The organism is Emticicia sp. TH156 (assembly GCF_002855535.1).
GTDB classification, from domain to species: Bacteria; Bacteroidota; Bacteroidia; order Cytophagales; family Spirosomataceae; genus Emticicia; species Emticicia fluvialis.
The window spans coordinates 197,898-217,569 of the sequence record NZ_PKRS01000002.1; the positions used below are offsets into that span (position 1 = coordinate 197,898).

Annotated in this window: 13 protein-coding genes; 6 read left to right on the forward strand and 7 right to left on the reverse strand. The window is 42.3% G+C overall.

Features of this window, described 5'->3' with window-relative positions; all coding sequences use genetic code 11:
• Positions 1-103 precede the first annotated feature (103 nt).
• Positions 104-1,540 (reverse strand): TlpA family protein disulfide reductase, encoded by a 1,437-nt coding sequence (locus C0V77_RS04835; RefSeq protein WP_101725206.1) that lies wholly within the window; start codon positions 1,538-1,540, stop codon positions 104-106.
• A 115-nt stretch (positions 1,541-1,655) separates the two neighbouring features.
• Between C0V77_RS04835 and C0V77_RS04840 the strand changes: the two genes are divergently transcribed.
• On the forward strand, positions 1,656-2,423 hold the full coding sequence (locus C0V77_RS04840) for a YdcF family protein (RefSeq protein WP_101725207.1): 768 nt from the start codon (positions 1,656-1,658) through the stop codon (positions 2,421-2,423).
• A gap of 54 nt (positions 2,424-2,477) precedes the next feature.
• Here C0V77_RS04840 and C0V77_RS04845 read toward each other — a convergent pair whose 3' ends face one another.
• Entirely contained in the window at positions 2,478-5,462 is a 2,985-nt protein-coding gene (locus C0V77_RS04845) for a DUF2723 domain-containing protein (protein WP_101725208.1), read from the reverse strand.
• 246 nt (positions 5,463-5,708) lie between these two features.
• On the opposite strand from C0V77_RS04845, the gene C0V77_RS04850 reads away from it, so the two are divergent.
• Positions 5,709-8,777 (forward strand): tetratricopeptide repeat protein, encoded by a 3,069-nt coding sequence (locus tag C0V77_RS04850; protein ID WP_101725209.1) that lies wholly within the window; start codon positions 5,709-5,711, stop codon positions 8,775-8,777.
• Between the two features lie 35 nt (positions 8,778-8,812).
• Here the strand turns inward: C0V77_RS04850 and dnaJ are convergent, their stop codons facing one another.
• Together dnaJ and C0V77_RS04860 are read right to left on the reverse strand one after the other, a co-directional pair.
• On the reverse strand, positions 8,813-9,964 hold the full coding sequence (gene dnaJ, locus C0V77_RS04855; RefSeq protein WP_101725210.1) for a molecular chaperone DnaJ: 1,152 nt from the start codon (positions 9,962-9,964) through the stop codon (positions 8,813-8,815).
• A gap of 85 nt (positions 9,965-10,049) precedes the next feature.
• Positions 10,050-10,613 carry a nucleotide exchange factor GrpE gene (locus C0V77_RS04860; RefSeq protein WP_101725211.1) on the reverse strand — a complete coding sequence of 188 codons (564 nt, stop codon included), beginning with the start codon at positions 10,611-10,613 and terminating at the stop codon, positions 10,050-10,052.
• A gap of 150 nt (positions 10,614-10,763) precedes the next feature.
• On the opposite strand from C0V77_RS04860, the gene nagA reads away from it, so the two are divergent.
• The 4 genes from nagA to C0V77_RS04880 all read left to right on the forward strand — a co-directional run bounded on the left by nagA (position 10,764) and on the right by C0V77_RS04880 (position 16,064).
• Positions 10,764-11,894, forward strand: coding sequence for an N-acetylglucosamine-6-phosphate deacetylase (gene nagA, locus C0V77_RS04865; protein ID WP_101725212.1), 1,131 nt, complete (start codon positions 10,764-10,766; stop codon positions 11,892-11,894).
• A 191-nt stretch (positions 11,895-12,085) separates the two neighbouring features.
• Positions 12,086-13,030: a sugar phosphate isomerase/epimerase gene (locus C0V77_RS04870; RefSeq protein ID WP_101725488.1), complete on the forward strand. Its 945-nt coding sequence runs from the start codon at positions 12,086-12,088 to the stop codon at positions 13,028-13,030.
• A gap of 3 nt (positions 13,031-13,033) precedes the next feature.
• Positions 13,034-14,068, forward strand: a complete 1,035-nt coding sequence (locus C0V77_RS04875) for an Ldh family oxidoreductase (protein ID WP_101725213.1) — start codon at positions 13,034-13,036, stop codon at positions 14,066-14,068.
• A gap of 469 nt (positions 14,069-14,537) precedes the next feature.
• On the forward strand, positions 14,538-16,064 hold the full coding sequence (locus tag C0V77_RS04880; protein ID WP_101725489.1) for a magnesium chelatase: 1,527 nt from the start codon (positions 14,538-14,540) through the stop codon (positions 16,062-16,064).
• 51 nt (positions 16,065-16,115) lie between these two features.
• Here the strand turns inward: C0V77_RS04880 and C0V77_RS04885 are convergent, their stop codons facing one another.
• The 3 genes from C0V77_RS04885 to C0V77_RS04895 all read right to left on the reverse strand — a co-directional run bounded on the left by C0V77_RS04885 (position 16,116) and on the right by C0V77_RS04895 (position 19,463).
• A complete protein-coding gene (locus C0V77_RS04885; RefSeq protein WP_101725214.1) occupies positions 16,116-17,042 on the reverse strand; it encodes a DUF6371 domain-containing protein in 927 nt (308 codons plus the stop codon).
• 425 nt (positions 17,043-17,467) lie between these two features.
• The gene (locus C0V77_RS04890) at positions 17,468-17,920 is read right to left on the reverse strand and encodes a hypothetical protein (protein WP_101725215.1); all 453 of its coding nucleotides are present in this window, start codon (positions 17,918-17,920) and stop codon (positions 17,468-17,470) included.
• Between the two features lie 430 nt (positions 17,921-18,350).
• Complete coding sequence (locus C0V77_RS04895) at positions 18,351-19,463, reverse strand: AAA family ATPase (RefSeq protein WP_101725216.1); 1,113 nt, start codon at positions 19,461-19,463, stop codon at positions 18,351-18,353.
• Between the last annotated feature and the right edge of the window lie 209 nt (positions 19,464-19,672).

Below are 19,672 nucleotides of genomic sequence, written 5' to 3' on the forward strand. Positions count from 1 at the left end.
TAATATTGAGCTTAATTTTTCTTACCAAAAAAGTGTACGGGTAATAAAAAAAAGCAACAGCCGTTTTCATGAGCGGTTGTTGCTTTTGACCAGGCCAATTTGATTAATTAGCTACTTTTTGCGACTGCTGGCGGTCATAGAAATTAAGAAAATCTTCAATTTTTTCTACAGGAATCCTTCTCGCTATTATTCTTTTGTTTTTATCAAGTATATAATTGGTTGGCGTTGAGTAAACATCAAAGTCTTTTGCATAAACATATCTGTTTCTGGTGTCCCAGACGTTTATCAGCTCATGGGTTTTGTAGGTGTTTATAAAACTGCTGATTTTCTTCCTGTCGTTTATGATACTTATGTTGTAAACCGTAACCTTTCCTTTATTAGCATTGTAAAAATTTACCAGCTTCGGGGCGGAGTCGCGGCAATGGCCGCAGTCTGGGTCATAAAAATAAACAACGGTGTATTTGGTTTTGCTTTGCATGGGTGTGTGTTCTCTACCTGTTGAGTCAGTAACAATCAACTGCGGAAACACCAGCCCGGTTTGTAGCGGTTTCATTATATCCACTCTCTCTTTGAATTTAGCTCTCTGGGTTGAATCCAGCCAGGGCGCGTTTTTCAGATAATAATTTTCAGCCAGATGCACAAATACGCCATCAAGCCCCACTATTTCAGAGTTCTCATATTTATTGGTTATCTGCCACAGCACAAATCTGTAAACTTCTGTATTTCCCTTAGCCAGCTTCAAAACCCTGTCGGCATCTCTATTGATAGAGTCAGTTACCTGATAAACCAGGTCTTTAAAGTAACGTTCGAGCCTTGAATGCAGAAAAGGCGAGCGCAACAGGCGCTCATCGGCAAAATCAATATGATCAAAAAAGTGGGCTTTATAATAATTAAACAAATAGGTAGAATCTGGCCTGCCGTTTGCCTTTTTAGGTAAAACTGTGGGCAGCTCGGGTTCAACATTGCTTTTTACAACCTTTGCTACAAATGTGCCGGCATTGTTTTTGGTAAAGGCTTTCATGTATGCCTCAACATCAGCCTGAATCTGCGCCATTTGTTTTCTTACGTTATCCTGGGTGGCCGGGTCATTTTTTCCTCTGGCAGCATTATTCACAGCCTCTGCCTCTTTGTTTTTATCTTGCAGAAACCTGCGGTAGGTAAAAAGTAAATCGTTTTCTTTTGAACCTTTAAATTTTACTTTACCCACAAAGTCGGTGGTATCGCTCTCTATTTCCATAAACTGCTCTTTGCCATCAACTGCAAAATCGTAATATTTGGTGGGCGATAAAACAATCAGATAGATACCACCTTTCAGAGGGTCTTTGCCTTTAAAATCAAGCATACCGTTTTCTACCCTGGCCGAGTCAACCTTTATGTATTGATTATACCCGAAAAAATGCGCCAGATGGCAGGTTCGGCCTTCGGGCATACCTTTGAGCCTTACTTTAATAGAATGCCCCGGTTGCTGGGCAGATAAGCTGACAATTGAAAACAAAAATGCAACAAGAAACAGGTGTGTCCGGTGTTTTACAGAGAGCATATTCTTATTTTTTAGTCTTAATATGTTAAATAGCAAATATAAGTGCTTAATTTATGAGTTCGAGTTAATTGCTTGTTAAACTCTCAAATATTGTCATCAAATTTAACGGCGGGGCATGTTTCATATTGTTTCAAAGATTTTTGCTTTTGTGCTTATGCCGGCAGGCATTATACTTATTCTGCTTGTGCTGGCTTTTATTTCAAAAAACAGAAACCAATCGAGGAAACTGCTGCTTGCGGCCCTTCTGTTTTTTTACTTTATTTCTACTCCTTTCTTTGTTGATGAAATAGCCCGGCTTTGGGAAATACCACCAACATCTATTGCGGCTGTGCCGCCTCATGATATCGGTATTCTGCTTACGGGCGGGGTAATTAACACCGCCAAAACACCTGAAGAAAATATATTTCTGGGGGGCTCAGCCGACAGAGCGGCTCAGGCCATTCAATTGTATAAAGCTGGTAAAATAAAAAAAATCATTATCAGTGGTGGCGAGATACCAATACTTGGCGAAAGGCCCACCAGGGAAATTGACCAGATAGCCAGATACCTGGTTGTTTCTGGCGTGCCGGCGAATGACATTTTTAAGGAAGACCAATCAACCAACACCAGAGAAAATGCCGTAAACACAGCCGCCCTTTTGCGAAAACATTTTGCAGGCGAAACCTGCCTGCTTATTACATCGGCATTTCATCAGAAAAGAGCCACTGGCTGTTTCATAAAAGCCGGAGTAAAGGTTACTCCTTATGGCTCTAATTACATTTCGAGCAACAGAACCTGGGCCCTGGTACAGTTCGTGCCCGATACATCGCCCATGCGAACTTCCCATTTAGTTATCAGAGAAATGATTGGTTATGTAAGCTACAAACTGGCTGGCTGGCTATAAAACACGGAGGGGCCTCTTTTCAGAAGCCCCTCCGTGTTTATTGCTTTGGGCAGGTTATCTGCTTAATCTTGAATAGTGTTTGTTGTAGATTGCCTCATACTTTTTGGCGGCAGCTTCCTGACCGTTACGATTGCATACATTTGAAATAATCTGCAGGTTTCTCAGGCTGATTTCAATAAACTGTTGTACGTTATCCGGCATCCATTCAGCACTTGTTCTGTTCGCTTTTTCGGTAAAATAAGCCAGGTTCTCGTCGGCACGTTTGGTTATTACTTCGGCAATTTCCATTGCTTTTTTAGGGTCGCCCACTTCAAAGTAATACATTACGTAATTGGTACAAAGCTGGTCGTAAGGAATAGCCGCATCCGGCAGAACCCTGTTGGCATAATCTAATACTTCTTTGGCTTTGTCTTTTTTACCTTCTCTTATTAACTGGTCGGTCAGTCTCAGAAATGCCAGACGAGCCGTGATAATAGGAACCTTCAGATACGTTTCAGAATCGTAATATACTTTCGGATTATTCATCTCTCTCCATGTCATTTTCTTTAGCATCTTTTCATACATTACGTCTGTATTTACAAAGCCGTCTTCACCATCCGCTACTTTAAATGGCATCAGGCGGTAAGCGTAGCCCTCCAGCTGCATGTATTCGCGCAGGTTCAGGTAATTGTCGCTGGCCAGTGTACCTGCAAAATAGATAGGTCTTTTCCAGTTGTTCTGTGCAATCATTTCCAGTTGCATCAAATCATTTTTCAACAAATCACGTTTGCCTATGTTCCACACCATTTGTCCATTCAGATACGGCTCATACTGTTTGGCTACAAAGCCCAGTTTTTTTACATCCTCAACATTGTAGGTCAGGAAGAGGCTGTCTGACGGCAAAGAGTTAATACTCTCGCCGGTTGTCAGTGGTATCTGTATAGCAGGATCATTTTTCTTTACCAGTTCCAGAAACTCTTTCAGGTTAATGGGTGCCTGCAAACGCTCTACGAACGGAATCTGGTCATTTACACCACTTAGTAGCTGGTCGGTTGAGAACGTAATCGGCAGTGGGTCTGACTCATACGTTTTGCGTTTCATCTGCTCGCAGTACCAGTCGGTTCCTAACAGGCTCAGGTTACAAACACGCACGTCTGTTCTGAAACCTTCTACCTCCTGCACATACCATAGCGGGAAAGTGTCGTTATCGCCACCTGTAAACAATATGGCATCTTTGTCACAAGAGTTAAGCAGGTTTTTAGCAAAATCTATCTGGTGATACCGGTTCGAACGGTCATGGCCTCTCCATGCCTGTGGCAACATAATTAAAGGCACTACCAAACCAACAGCCGTTGAGGCAATGGCTCTTGACTGCACATTTTTTATAAACTTGAACACGTAGTCGAACAAGCCCATTACACCCAAGCCAATCCAGATTGCCCAGATATAGAACGAACCCACGTAGATATAATCACGCTCGCGTGGCTCAATCGGTGGTGCATTCAGGAATACCACCAGTGCCAGACCTGTAAACAGAAATAACAGGAATAACACGAGGGCATCTCGCTCACGACGGAAATAATGGTATAATAAACCAAGAATACCCAAAATAACAGGCAAACCAAAGAAGTTGGTTCTGGCACGGTTTTCTTTTACTGCCGGAGGCAATGCACTCTTCGACTCAAAAATATTAGTCGGCCCGGCCCCTTCAATGTCGCTTGACCGCCCCCAGAAATTCCAGGTAAAGTAACGCCAGTACATATAACCCATCTGACGTTTGAACATATACATGACATTGGTTATAAGCGTAGGTTTTTGCTCAGGCGACAAGCCCATTTCCTGACGGTACACCGCCTGGTGGTTGGCATCTGTGCTCCACATACGCGGCAAAAGGCTTTCGCTGTTTGGCCCCCATATATAATTAGGCTTGTGGTCGTAAACCTCATATTTATCTTTACCTATTTTGTAGATAGGGTCACCGTTTTCGATAGACTCCAGCTTGCCCGTAAATACAGGGCCGTATAACAAAGGGCGGCTGCCATATTGCTCACGTTTCAGGTACGATACGTAGGTTAATACGTTACTCGGGTTGTTTTCGTTGATAGGCGGATTGTAATTTGAGCGTATCAAGGCAATGGTGTAGCTTGAATAGCCTATCAGAATAAAAGCAAACGAAACCAGTGCCGTGTTGGCAACTACCAAACCTTTTTTGTTGGTATAAAATATAGCATAGGCAAGCACACCAACCAGAAACACCACAAAGAACAAACTACCTGAGCTGAAAGGCAAACCAAACACGTTGACAAACAATTTCTCGAAACTGAACGCCAGCGACGGTATACCGGTAATAACGCCAACATTAACAATGCCCAACACCACCATGCCTATCAGAAAGGCAATAATGCCACCTTTCCATGTTACTTTTTTGGTCTTTTTATAATAATAGATTAAGGCCAGCGCCGGAATAGTTACCAGATTCAGTAAGTGCACACCGATTGACAACCCTACCAGATAGGCAATGAAAATCAACCAGCGGTTAGCGTCTGATTCATCTTCTATCAACTCCCATCTGAAAGCCGCCCAAACCACAATGGCCGTAAAGAACGACGACATACCATAAACCTCTGCTTCAACTGCCGAAAACCAGAACGAGTCAGAGAAAGCATACACCAGGGAACCAACAGCACTAGCACCTAAAACCAGAATAATCTCTGATGAATTGAGTTCTTCACCTTTTTTGCCGAACACCTTACGTGCCAGCAAAGAGATGGTCCAGAACATAAATAAGATGGTGAATGCACTGGCTATAACCGACACCATGTTTATCATCAGTGCCACTTTGGTTACGTCGCTACCTGCCAGCAAAGAGGCCATGCGGCCAATTAACAAAAACAACGGAGCACCGGCAGGGTGAGGCACCTGTAGTTTGTAGGCGCAGGCAATAAACTCGCCGCAGTCCCAGAAACTGGCTGTGGGTTCAACCGTTAAAGTGTAAGAAATCAATGAAATGGCAAATATAGCCCAGCCTACAATATTATTAAGCCTTTTAAAATTGTTCATTTGATAGTAAATAAATGTTTAAATGCTTTAGTTCAGGATAGTTTCGGTTCCCAAATCACAATGAGGCTCAAAAATAGAGAATTTAGGGCAGAGTACCGTTAAAAACGAACTTAAATTATGTTAAAAGGGGGAAATCATATTGCATTATTAAGCCTTTTTTATGCCTTAAAATAAATTCTATACTATTGAGTTTCATTCTGCAAGATTATTATTATTTTGAACTGCATTTGTTACAATCATTCATCTATGAATCGTCATTTAATAAACCTTATTAAGTTAGGTCTTTCCTTAGGTGCTTTCGCTTTGGGGGGAATAGTTATTCCTGGTTTGGATAAACTAGTTAATACTGACTTAATTAAAAATATTTTACAAGCAATATCCGGAAATCTCGCTTCTAATTTTATTGCCAAGTATGTACCAGAAGAGATATTCAAAGAATTAATCAATAAAAAGCATGATCTGAATCATCATATTGAAAAATTGATGATTCGTTCGGTTCCTGAAGCTATAAAGTTAGTAACTGTAAAATACCTGAACGAAAATAAAGATAGCGATGAAAACACAAAAGCTATTCTCGATAGCCTGATTGCAGAGGCCAAAAGCATCACTTACCATGAGGCAGATTACACTAAAATGTCTACCGACAAGAGAGCCTGGTTAAATGACATTCACGAATGTATCTTTCAAGGAAGGGTAGATACTGATGGAAAATTGAAAAAGATAGAAAACTTTTTTATTAACCATCTCGAAGAGTGCTACAAATTAGTTTTCATAGAGGGTTTGAAAGATGAGAAAGATGAAAAACCACTCAAGGCCTTTTTAATTAAAAGTCTGGAAAGCCTTGAGCGGCAATTAGCAAACAATGGACAGAGCCTAGCCGAAATAAAAGAAGAATTACAATTATTAAGAGAAGACATACCATGCAAATCGATATCAATTGCTAGAGATTATCTGGAAACAGAATTTAAAAAACTCAATGAAAAACTGGATGAACTGCTTCAAATAAGCAGGCAATCGGCTGGGAATATTGAAAAAATACTAGCGCTTTTGATACAATTGGAAAAGCTTCTAAATTCTCAACCCAACAAGCCACCGCACCACCTTACCCGTCCTCCGTTCGAACCTGAAGTATTTTTAGGAAGAGAAAAAGAGTTAACAGCTATTCATCAGAAGCTCTCGGAAAGTAAAAACTCTTTACTATTAGTAAATGGAGAAGGCGGTGTAGGTAAAACCTCATTGATAGCAACCTATTATCATGACTACGCCAAAAATTATCGTCATGTAGCTTGGGTAGTAAATGCACAAAGCATCACGAATGCCCTGCTCAAATTAGCAGAACGTGAGCAACCTCTTTACGTGAAATTTGAAGAGAACATTACACAGGAAGAACGTCTGAATATACTGCTTCTAAAAATGGCTTCCTTACCCAAACCTTGTTTACTTGTGATTGACAATGCCGATGACCCGGACGACCTCAATGCCAGTTACCAAACTTTACGCCGATGTAGCAATTTTCATATTTTACTTACCACGCGTGTTACCGAGTTGAGAAATGCGCAATTTTATAAAGTACGTGGTTTACCAGAAAAGGAAGCACTTGCTTTATTTAAAAAATATTATGACAAGCATGATGCCAGTGAAGAAGAACTTTTCAGGCAAATCTATCTGGCTGTGGGTGGTAATACGCTGGTAATTGAGTTACTGGCTAAAAACCTTCATGTTTTAAACAAATTAAAAAAGAACTACCAGTTACAAGATTTACTTTCTGACTTGCAACAGAAAGGCTTATTAGGCTTAAGCAAAAATAAGGAAGTAGATACCGACTGGCATGAATTTAAAGAAGCCACACCGGTTGAAATCATCTCGGCCATGTATGACTTAGGAAGCCTAAGCAGTGAAGAAACCGCCCTACTTTCAGTTTTTTCGGTATTACCTCCTGAAAGTATCTTTTTTGAAACACTTGAACAATTGCTTCCTGAAAGCAAAAACCTTGAAGATACCCTGCTATTACTGGCACAAAAAGGCTGGCTGGACTATAACAAAACCGAAGCCGCCTTTAAATGCAGCCCGGTAATACAGGAAATAACCCGAAAGAAAAACGAAAATCTTTTTGAGGATTGCTCAGCTTTGGTATTAAACCTGATAGAAAAACTGGATTATGAAGCCGGTACAGGAAACCTGATTAATATCACTTATCAAGCGTCTTTAGTATATAGCCGCTATGCTGAAAGCGTAATCAATAGCCTTTACAATATATATTTTAACATCGGGTGGCTATGCGAAAGAATAGGTAAATACCACCAAACACATGGGAATTTAGAAAAATCAATAATCTATTTTCAAAAGTGCTTAAACATAAACGAAGAACTTTGCAGAATTGATTCCGGGAATAGTGATTATAAAAATAATCTGGCCATTTCTTATTCCAAATTAGGCGACCTCAACCAGTCAATGGGTAACCTGCCAAACGCTTTAGAGTTCTTTCAGAAGTATAATCAACTCAGTGAAGAACTCTACAAAGATTATCCCAATCAAGTTAATTTCAAAAATGGTTTGGCCATTTCTTATTCCAAATTAGGGAAACTCAACCAATCGCTCGGTAACCTACAAGCCGCTTTAGAGTTCTTTCAGAAACAAACAACCCTTTTTGAAGAACTCCACAAAGACTATCCCAATCATGTTGATTTCAAAAATGGTTTGGCCATTTCTTATTCCAGATTAGGCGACCTTAACCAGGCAATGGGTAACCTGCCAAACGCTTTAACCTTCTTTCAGAAATATAATCAGCTAAGTGATGAACTCTACAGAGACTATCCCAATCAAGTTGATTTCAAAAATGGTTTGGCCATTTCTTATTCCAAATTAGGGGAACTCAACCAATTGCTCGGTAACCTACAAGCCGCTTTAGAGTTCTTTCAGAAAGATTTTATAATAAGTGAAGAACTCTACAAAGAATTTCCCAATCAGGTTTCTTTCAAAAATGGTATGGCCATTTCTTATGAAAAATTAGGGGTACTCAACCAATCGCTCGGTAACCTACAAGCCGCTTTAGAGTTCTTTCAGAAATATAATCAGCTCTGTGAAGAACTCTACAAAGACCATCCCAAGCAGGTGTCTTTCAAAAATGGTTTGGCCGTTTCTTATTCCAAACTCGGCACTTTCTATAAAAGTACAAATTCAAAAGAAGCATTCAATTATTATAAAAAAGCGGAGAAACTCTGGTCTGAATTGGTAGAAGCAGTCCCCCAAGCTAAAGAATATCAGAATAATCTTAATTGGGCACAAAACGCCTTAACCGAACTAAATACCCCATAAACAACAAAGCCCTCCATTCAGAGGGCTTCATCATCTTAATGAAAGAAATCTTTCATTCTGTCAAAGAAACTTTTGTCGTTTTTGGTAGCTCTGGGCTGGAAATTCGGCGCTTCCCTTAGTTTTTCCAGTATGGCCTTTTCGTCGGGGCTTACGCTGGTTGGGGTATAAATATTAATATGCACCAACTGGTCGCCAATGCTGTAGCTGTTTATTTCTTTCAGGCCTTTGCCTTTCAGGCGCAGTACTTCTCCGGGTTGGGTACCCGGCTTGATATTGATTTTCACCTTGCCGCCAATGGTGGGTATTTCGGCATCTTTGCCCAATACGGCATCAGCAAAGTTCAGTTTCAAATCAAAAATAATATTGCTGCCGTCGCGTTTCAGTTCGGGGTGTTCTTCTTCTTCTATTACTATCAGCAGGTCTCCGGCCACACCACCACGGGTGGGTACGTTACCCTTGCCTGTCATAGACAATTGCATGCCCTCGCCTACCCCGGCAGGTATTTTAATAGAAATCAGGTCTTCGTTCAGTACACGGCCTTCGCCAAAACACACTTCACAACGGTCTACAATTACCTTGCCTTCGCCATTACAGGTATGGCAGGTACTGGTAGATACCATCTGGCCCAGCATGGTGCTTACCACCTTGCGTATCTGCCCCGAGCCGTTACAGGTCTGGCAGGTCTTGAGCGAGTTACCGTTCTTCGACCCATTACCGCTACAGGTATTACAGGCCACATAGCGTTTTACTTTTATTTTTTTCTCAACACCGTTGGCAATTTCTTCCAAGTCCAGTTTCAGCTTGATACGCAAGTCAGAGCCTTTTCTTACCGGCTGGCCACCACCTCCGCGTCTCCCACCACCTCCAAAAAAGCTACCGAACGGACTGTCGTCACCAAAGACACTGCTGAAGATATCCTCCATATTGACACCTGCGCCACCATAGCCACCACCGGCACCACCTACACCCTGATGCCCGAACTGATCGTACCGCTGACGTTTCTCGGCATCAGACAACACCCCGTAGGCTTCAGCTATTTCTTTAAACTTCTCCTCGGCAGCCTTGTCGCCCGGGTTTTTATCCGGGTGATACTGTATAGCCAGCTTACGGTAAGCCTTTTTCAGCTCATCTTCAGTAGCGTTTTTACCTACTCCTAATACTTCGTAATAATCTTTCTTTTGTGCCATAATGATTGTATATACTTGCGATGAGTAAATGGGTCAGATACACCGCCATTTGCTCATTTATATTCGCTCAAAAAATATTGTTTGCTTAGCTACCCACTACCACCTTGGCGTAGCGAATCACCTTGTCGTTCAGGAAGTACCCCTTCTCAACCTCATCAATCACCAATCCTTTTTTGTCGTCACCGGCTGCAAACTGGGTAATGCACTCGTGTAGTTCGGCATCAAAAACCTGGTCTTTTGCCTCCATCGGCTTTAAGCCTTTGGCTGCCAGCGTTTTTTGCAACTTATTAAATATCAACGATATCCCCTCTTTCAGAGGTTCAATTTCTGTTACGGTTTCAAAAGATTTGTTGGCTCTTTCAAAATCATCAATTACAGGAATCAACTCTTTAATCAAGCCCTCAGAGGCATTCTGGATGGTCTCAATTTTTTCTTTAGCTGTGCGGCGGCGGAAGTTCTCAAACTCAGCATACAAGCGCAGGTATTTATCTTTAGCCTCGGCCAGCTGGTTTTCCAGCAAAGCCTGTTTATCTTCTGTTTCTGTGCTTTCAGTAGCCGGGGTTTCTGCAGCAGTTTCTTCTGCCAGATTTTCACTGTTTTCTTGTACTTGGTCGTCAGTTATTTCTTGTCCTTCTTTATTCTCTGCCATTTTTCCAACAATTTTGTTTTTGCAAAAATCGTCAATTATTTTGCCAATACATAATTTACTGACAAGATGGCAGAATTTTATATACCATATCGTTCGCCTCTAAACCGGTATTTTACTTAACTTACCACAAAATTCAGCACTATTCCTGTTATGCAGACCGTTATAGCCCATGCCACTATTCATACCGGCACACAAGTACTTCAAAACCATACCCTTATCATAGAAAACGGCGTTGTGCAGGCCATTCAGCCTGTTGATAGTTTCGGGCATGAAAAGGCACGCACCATAGACCTGGCAGGCAGGCATATTGCCCCCGGTTTTATTGATACGCACATTAACGGTGGCGAAAAGCACTACTTTACCCAATACCCAACCGAAGCAACCATACAGGATATTTATGAGGCCAGCCTGGCATTGGGTACTACGCATGTGCTGCCCTGTCTGATAACCTCACCGACAGAAAATATTCTGAAAGGCATAGAAGCCACCAGAAACTTTATGCAGAAAAACCCTGATGCGGGCGTATTAGGTATGCACCTGGAAGGGCCGTTTCTGAATATGGCTAAACGTGGGGCGCATCTGGCAGCTTATATAAGAAAACCCACCAACAGCGAGCTGGAAGAGATTATCAGCTACGGCAAAGATGTAATAAAAATAATGACCATTGCTGCCGAGAACTTTACCGACGAGCAATTGGAAATGCTGCTCGATAGCGGCATCAGGTTATCATTAGGCCACTCTAACGCTAGTTATAAACAGGCGCATTATGCCTACCGGAAGGGCATCAGCCTTTGCACGCACCTGTACAATGCCATGACACAGATGGGCCACCGTGAACCGGGGGTTGTTGGCGCAACGTTTGATAATCCTGATGTGTACGCCCCTATAATTCTGGATGGTTACCATTGCGACTACGCTGCGGCAAGAATAGCCTATAAAATCAAAAAAGATAAGCTGTTTCTGATTTCTGATGCGCTTTTTGTGGGTGGTAAGGTAACGCATTTTCAATGGGAAGCATTTGATGCCTACCTGAAAGACGGACAATACCGTAACACAGAGGGGAACCTGGCAGGTGCGGCCATATCTATGGCTGACGCTGTGCGCAATGCCGTGCAGCAAGTAGGTATCAGCCTGGAAGAAGCCATCAAAATGGCTACCATACGGGCTTCCAGAGCAGTAAATTTGGAGCAATCGGTTGGGCAAATTGCAGCGGGGTATCCGGCTAAGTTTGTGGTTTTTGATGAAGCCCTCACGGATTTTGAGCCGCTGGTAATCAGATAGTTGAAAAAAAAACTCATTTTACTGAATGATGGCGGTGGAATAGAATGGTATTTTAAAAGGCTGTCATCTCCCCATCCCCTTCTTGCACTAAACTTGCAATTTCCTTGAAAACCCGCTCATATAAACCTATATTTACTTTTCAATACTATTATGAAACATTCAATCTGAAACTTATTAAATTTTTACAGCAAATGAGCGCTATCTCTCGCCGAAACTTACTTAAAAACACATTAGCGGTTGGTGCAGGCCTTGGTCTGGGTTTGCCGGATGCAATGGCCGAAACCCACACCAAAGCCAAACACAATTTTAAATTCTGTTTAAACACCAGTACCATCCGTGAGCAGAACCTCGGGCTGGTTGGTGAAATAGAAACAGCTGCCAAAGCAGGCTATGATGCCATTGAAATATGGGTAAACACCGTTGAAAAATATAAGGCACAAGGTGGCAGCCTGAAAGATATTAAGAAACGTGCTGCCGATTTGGGTATCACCATTGAAGATGCCATTGGATTCTCGAAATGGATTGTGGATGATGCCGCCGAACGTGAAAAGGCTCTGGAACAAAACAAAAGAGAAATGGCCATGCTGGCCGAAATCGGCTGTAAGCGCATTGCAGCCCCTCCGTTTGGTGCCACTACCGGCCAGGTACTTAACTTACAGGCCGTAGCAGAAAGATATGGCAAATTGCTGGAGGTAAGCGATAACTACGGCGTAATACCTCAACTGGAAATGTGGGGCTTCTCAACCAATCTTCATCTGGTTGGTGAGGTACTATTTGTGGCTTCTGAGAGTGGCCACCCCAAGGCTTGTGTATTGACAGACGTGTACCACCTGCATAAAGGAGGTTCCAGCTTTAACAGCCTGAAAACCATCAACGGCTCGTCGGTTCAGATGTTCCACATGAACGATTATCCCGGCCAGCCTCCCAGAGAAAGCATCAACGACGGCGACCGTATTTTACCCGGCGATGGCATTGCTCCTATGACCCAGATACTGCGCGACCTGAACAGCAAAAATACGCCCATTGTGTTATCTTTAGAGCTATTCAACAAAGAATACTGGAAAATGGATGCGCTGGTAGCTGCCACTTTGGGGCTGTCTAAAATGAAAGCCGCTGTTGCCAAAGCTACTGCCTGATTTATGAGAAGCGCAGACAAACTGTTACAGTTTAGCCAGAATATACTTCAACAAGCCGGGCTGGATGCAGAAAAGGCATTCCATACGGCTGATATTCTTTTGGAAGGTGAGCTACTCGGCCACCGCACACATGGCTTGCAGTTGCTGCCTGCCTATGTTGGCGAGTTAGAAAAAGACGGTATGACCAAACAAGGCCAACCCAATATCATTAATGATTTTGGTGCAGTGCTGGCCTTAGATGGCAACTATTTACCCGGCCCCTGGCTGGTAGTGAAAGCCATTGAAGAAGCTACCAAACGCGCTGAAGCCTTTGGCACGTCTATCATCACCATTCGGCAATCGCATCATATTGGTTGTCTGGCTGCATATCTTGAAAAAGTAGCCCGGCAAGGTTTGATGATTCTGCTGGCCTGTTCAGACCCCCGTAACAAAACCGTGGCTCCGTTTGGCGGACTTACCCCGGTATATAGCCCTGACCCGCTGGCGGTGGGGTATCCGACGGAATCTGACCCGATTATGATAGACGTAAGTATGTCTGCCACTTCTAACGGACTGGTAGCACGTGCGCACCGGAATCAGGAGATGCTGCCTCATCACTGGCTGCTGGATGCCCAAGGCAATGCTACGAACGACCCTGCCACATTCTTTGCCAATCCGCCCGGTTCAATTCTGCCTCTTGGTGGGCTTGACAGCGGTTATAAAGGTTTCGGGCTAGGCCTGATGGTAGAAGCCCTCACCAGTGCCTTAGCTGGCCATGGCCGTGCCGATGAGCCTACCCTTTGGGGTGCATCTGTTTACTTACAAATAATCAGTCCGAAAGGCTTTGCCGTTGAATCGGCTTTTAAGCGTGAAGCGGAGTATCTGAAAAACCAATGCCTGGCATCAGAACCTGCTAACCCCGACCAACCGGTAAGAATGCCCGGTGCCAGAGGATTAACGCTGAAAAAACAGCAACTGGCCAACGGCGTGAATCTGTTGCCTGAAACTGAAAAGGCATTGCTTGAACTGGGTAGTAAATATGGTATCAGCCTAGGCTAAGAATGGCAAGGATTAATAGTAGAATATTTTCCCCACTTGCAATATCAATGTCCTTAAAACAGCCTCATAAATATGATTTGTGGAGCGATTACCACAACTATACGTAATATGGCGCAGGCGTAGTTTTTTTTCGTCGTATATTGAAATAATAACACTCTATATAATTCAGAAACACGCATGAATAATTTACTACGAGGTCTGCTAGCCGGTTATGGCGCAAAGAAATTAGGTGGCGGTTGCTTTGGCACCATTATCGTATTTGTTGTTTTATGGTATATTCTGGGTCAATGCAGCTAAGCATTTAAGGCATTACAAAAAGGGTCATTTCTTTGCAATCTGCCATAGAAATGACCCTTTCTTATATCCTCATTAAAAAATCATTATTTTCTGCAAATAAAATCAGCACACAAACCATTTGGGCGTTAAATCCGTTATGCTTATAACACGCAAAATCAGCAGCATTCGCATTATGGCATTCGACAAAAACTTATTGAAAATTAAAACACTGGGTGAACTGAAAGCCAGTAATTATCGCCCAAAATCTATTAAACAAGAATTAAGAGACAATCTGATTGAAAAACTAAAGAATAAAGAAACGGTTTTTCCGGGTATATGGGGTTATGAAGAAACCGTAATACCTGATGTAGAGAAAGCCATTCTTTCTATGCACCATATTAACTTACTGGGTTTGCGCGGACAAGCCAAAACCCGTATTGCCCGCCTGATGGTAAATCTGCTGGATGAATACGTGGCCGTAGTAGAAGGCTCTGAACTGAACGACGACCCGCTTGAACCGCTCTCACGCTATGCCAAAGACCTGATTGCCGAAAAAGGTGATGCTACGCCTGTAAGCTGGTTGTCTCGTGCCGAACGCTATAATGAAAAACTGGCTACGCCTGATGTTTCTATTGCCGATTTAATTGGTGACGTTGACCCTATCAAGGCTGCCACTTTGAAACTGCCGTATTCTGATGAACGTGTCATTCACTTCGGCATGATTCCGCGTTCGCACCGTTGTATTTTTGTTATCAACGAGTTGCCCGATTTACAAGCCCGTATTCAGGTTTCGTTGTTCAATATTTTGCAGGAAGGTGATATTCAGATTCGTGGATTCAAACTGAGAATCCCACTGGATATCCAGTTTGTGTTTACGGCTAACCCTGAAGATTATACCAACCGTGGTAGTATTGTAACGCCACTGAAAGACCGTATCGATAGCCAGATAGTAACCCACTATCCGAAATCGATTGAGATTGGGCGTAAAATCACCCAGCAGGAAGCTATTATCAAGCCTGAGCAAAAGAAAATTGAGGTTAACGATATACTGAAAGACCTGATTGAACAAATAGCCGTTGAAGCCCGTAATAGTGAATATGTAGATGCAAAAAGCGGGGTTTCTGCCCGGATGACCATCTCGGCCTACGAAAACCTGTTGAGTTCTGCCGAAAGACGTTCACTCATCAACGGTGAGAAAAACATACATGCCCGGGTGTCTGACATCTACGGAGCCATTGCTGCCATAAACGGTAAAATAGAGCTGGTGTATGAAGGTGAGGTTGAAGGCCCTGTGTATGTGGCGCAAAGCCTGATTGGCAAAGCCATGCGGACGGAGTTTCTGAAGTACTTCCCGAACCCCGAGGCATTGAAGAAAAAGAAAGCAGGCAAGAATCCGTTTCAGCAGGTATCGACCTGGTTTGGAGAAGGCAATGTGATTGATTTTCTGAATGATTTGACCGACCGTGAATACAAAGCCCGACTGAAAACCATTGACGGGCTGGACGAACTGGTGGAGAATTTCCACCCGCGCCTTAACGAAAACGACAAGCTGTTTCTGATGGAATTTGCCCTGCACGGCCTGGCCGAATATTCATTAATCAGCAAGCAGGCGCTAGACACCGGTCTGCAATTCAAAGACCTGCTCGACAGCATGTTTGACCCCAACAAAATGAAGTTTGATGATGAGGACGAAGATAATGACGATTTTAAGCGGTATTGATTGATAGAAACTAATTTAAAAGCACATCTGCACTCAGGTGTGCTTTTTCTTTTACTGCCTGTATAGTCCGACCTTTTCAGTACCAGACCTCAGCAGATAATCGGCTAAATCAAGACCACTGTTGCGGTCTTGTTCGGTAGCTATTTTTTCAAGCACATCAGATACCACCCATTGCCTGCCCCACCAAAGTTCCTGCGTTTTAGCCTGCCATTTGTCATAGGCGTTCACATCAGGAAAAAAGTACACTTTTCTTCCTTGCAGCACCCGACATTTATCGGCAGAAAGGCTGTTAAGGCTACCCGCAGCCAGCCAGGTAAACCGCGGCTCGTACAGGCTTGCTATCAGAGCGGTTTTTTCGCTTTCAACAATGGCTACGGGTTTGGTGTTGTTGATGAGCAGATGCTCACCAAAAAAGCATTGCTTCAGGTTGAAATCGGGTAGATTGAGTACGCTATGCACCCAGCTGATAAGGCTGACAGGCTCTTTGATTCTTTTGCCTGTGGCCGTATTGTACAACATGATTTTACCCGAACGGATTCTCCGCCGCGTATCTATCTGCCAGAAAACCGTAGCCCCTGCCCAATGCTTTGACGTACCAATAAAATAGCGTTTAATAAGCAGATTGGTTCTCACCTCGCCAAAAGTATGCCTTAAAAAAGCCAGTAAATTATTAGGTTGATTAGGCTTGAGGCTGGCCAGAAAAACATCGTTGTCTATATACGACACCGGCTTTTCGGGCAATGGTTTATAAGGCCTTACCTTAATGGTATCAGTAGGGTTATCCTGAAAATACTGCCTGGGTGTATAATGATACCCACATTTTATCTCGCGGTTGCAACGGCCAACGTCGTCGGCCAGATGCTCGCCGGTTTCAGCATTGATGTATCGGGTAAAAGCGTGTTTTTCGCCACAACTGGGGCAGGTGTACCGGGTTTTCATGCCCTTGTAAGGCTCCAACAAAAATTGATAATTCTCCATATCTCTTCCTCTGCTACTAATATACAACAATTTTTGGTGAATTGGAAGTGGGGTGGGTGGTGTTTGTAGTGGCTGAACTTTCCACACTTTCTGTACTTCCCGCACTTTTCCGCACTTTCCGCACTTTTCCGCACTTTCCGCACTTCCCGCACTTTTCCGCACTTCCCGCACTTTTCCGCACTTTTCCGCACTTTTCCGCACTTTCCGCACTTCCCGCACTTTCTGTACTATGGTGCGGAAAGTGCGGTTTTATGATACTGGTTCTGTTTAAACCCAAGATAGTTAAGAGTACTCTCAATAAGAGCGTTCTTTATTATTTATTTATCTGAAGTCTTAAGAAAGAATGACTTGATGAAGGAAGGCTTTTTATGTGTGTTTAATTCTAAAAGAATTAAAAAAAGAGAAATAGAATTTATAAACCAATATTATTTTAAACGGTCAATTTCACGAGAAATCGCATTAAATTGAGTTTCACTGTATTCTTTAGCTATAAGACAAATATAGTGATTACCCTCCGGGTCTTCAATAACAATATCTTTACAATAAAAATCCTCAGAATTGTATCGATTAATTAAACACCAGAACAACTTGCTTCTGAAAAGTTGAGGTGAAATACTTGAGTCTCTTCTTGAAACTTCGCTTGTATCACAATAATAGTATAAAATTACATTATGCTCTAATAAGTATTTTTTGATAATCTGGGCAATACCTTTAAATGAAGTAATGGTATTCGGGGAAAGATGGTAATTTGCAGCTATGAGAGAAACATCTACAATATCAATTCCAATATTGTCGAGATTGATAAATTTTTTAAATTTTATTAGGTAGTCATTGCCATTTTCTGTTGTATATGGAACAACCAATTCTAAGTCATTCACAACACTACTTTTTACTAAAATATAAATCCTTTTTTGATAAAATCTCTTTTTTATCTTGCTCTTTATTATCCTTCATTTTTCTAACAAATGCTAACAATTTGTCAGATGGGTTCTTGATTATTAATTTATTTTGTGCCATTTTCTTAGATACTTATATATATATATGACAATGCAATTACTACTTTTAAAACCTTTTATAGTATAACAAAGTTCGTCATTACCATGTACAAAGTCAAGTTATTAATGTGCTTTTATTCTTCGTACCACTTACAATCAATTCATCTATATTTTGTATAGTAATAAAATGATAACTAAATTCATCTCTATATCTATGCTATTGATACTCATTAAAACACCCGCACTTTCCGCACTTCTGTACCAAAAGTGTGGAAAGTGCGGAAAGTGTGGAAAGTACAGAAAGTGCGGGTTTTTACAACACGTCTTTTTTAAGGATTTTTCTAACGCCACTCTCTGAAAGCCCAAATTTATTAGCAATCTGAATAATAGAAACCCCCTGCTTCCTCAACTCCATAATTTGGCTCGTCCTCTCATCTTTTTCTTTCACAGACACCTCGCGCAGATGTTCCTTTTCGTAGCCGAAGCCGGTTAATTCAAATTGCAGAAAATTATCTGCTTTGGCTATCTGGCAAACGGCTACGTTGTCGGTGTCATACATAAATTCGCTTTGGCGTACTTTAATCTGTTTCAGGTAGCGGATACCTTTGTCGCGCTGGCTTTCACCAATGGCAAAAGACGAATCTGTAAAGCTCATCAAGGCCTTGCTGCCCTGCAAATCGTTCTGGCTGATGGGCTTGCTTAAATCGCGTTTGGGGGTATGTGCCAATGCCAGCAATGAAAGGCTAAATTTACTTTTGAGGGCTTTCAGGTGCTTCATCAGCGGCATGGCATTTACGGCTTTTTCGGTCTCGGTTTTCAGGTACGTGAGGTTGTCAATAATCAGCACCTTTGCTCCGGTTTCAATCAGGCTTTTTTCAAGGGCGTTGCTCAGAAACTCCTCAAAAGTCTGCTTGTCGGGTATCACGGCATCAGGGTTCAACTCTACTCTTTTAAAATTCTCATCGAAACGATAAGGGTTCTGAAAATCAACCGAGTACCGGTTCTGAAACTGCTTGGCCGACAGCTCAAAATCAAAATACAGCACCATCTGTTTTTGGGCATCAAGCCTGAACCCCCGCACGGCCTCTCCTTTACTGATGCTGTTACCAATCTGCACCGCCAGAATAGATTTACCGAGGTTGGTATCGGCAAACAGAATGCACAACTCGCCTTCAAACCAGAACTCATCAAAAAGCATTTCGGGTTTTGGCTGGCTGGCCGCCAGTTCAAGCCAGCTATTGGCCGACTTCACAATCAACAGCCCGGTGTTTTCGTCTTCCTGTTCCTCAAATGCAGGCGCTTGCAGCAGTTCATCAAAATGCGCCCTGATGTTTTGCAGCGTGGCATCGGGGTCTGTTAAAGCATTTGTTGGTGTGTGTTCTTGTAAAGAATCACTTTTGTGTGGATTTTTTAAATTCTTAGTCATCAAACAAAAAAATATAGTAAAACAAAAAACAAACTCACAGTCATATCATTTTAGGGTCAGATTGAGCAGTAAGCAATATTTTATAGCCTATAAAGCATCTATAAAGCCATTATCTGCTTGTTGTTACTCTCTATAAATTTATGCTTTTTTGCTGATTTATTTTTGCAAAACACAAAAGATTTTTTGTGGATAAACTGATAAAAAAAGCG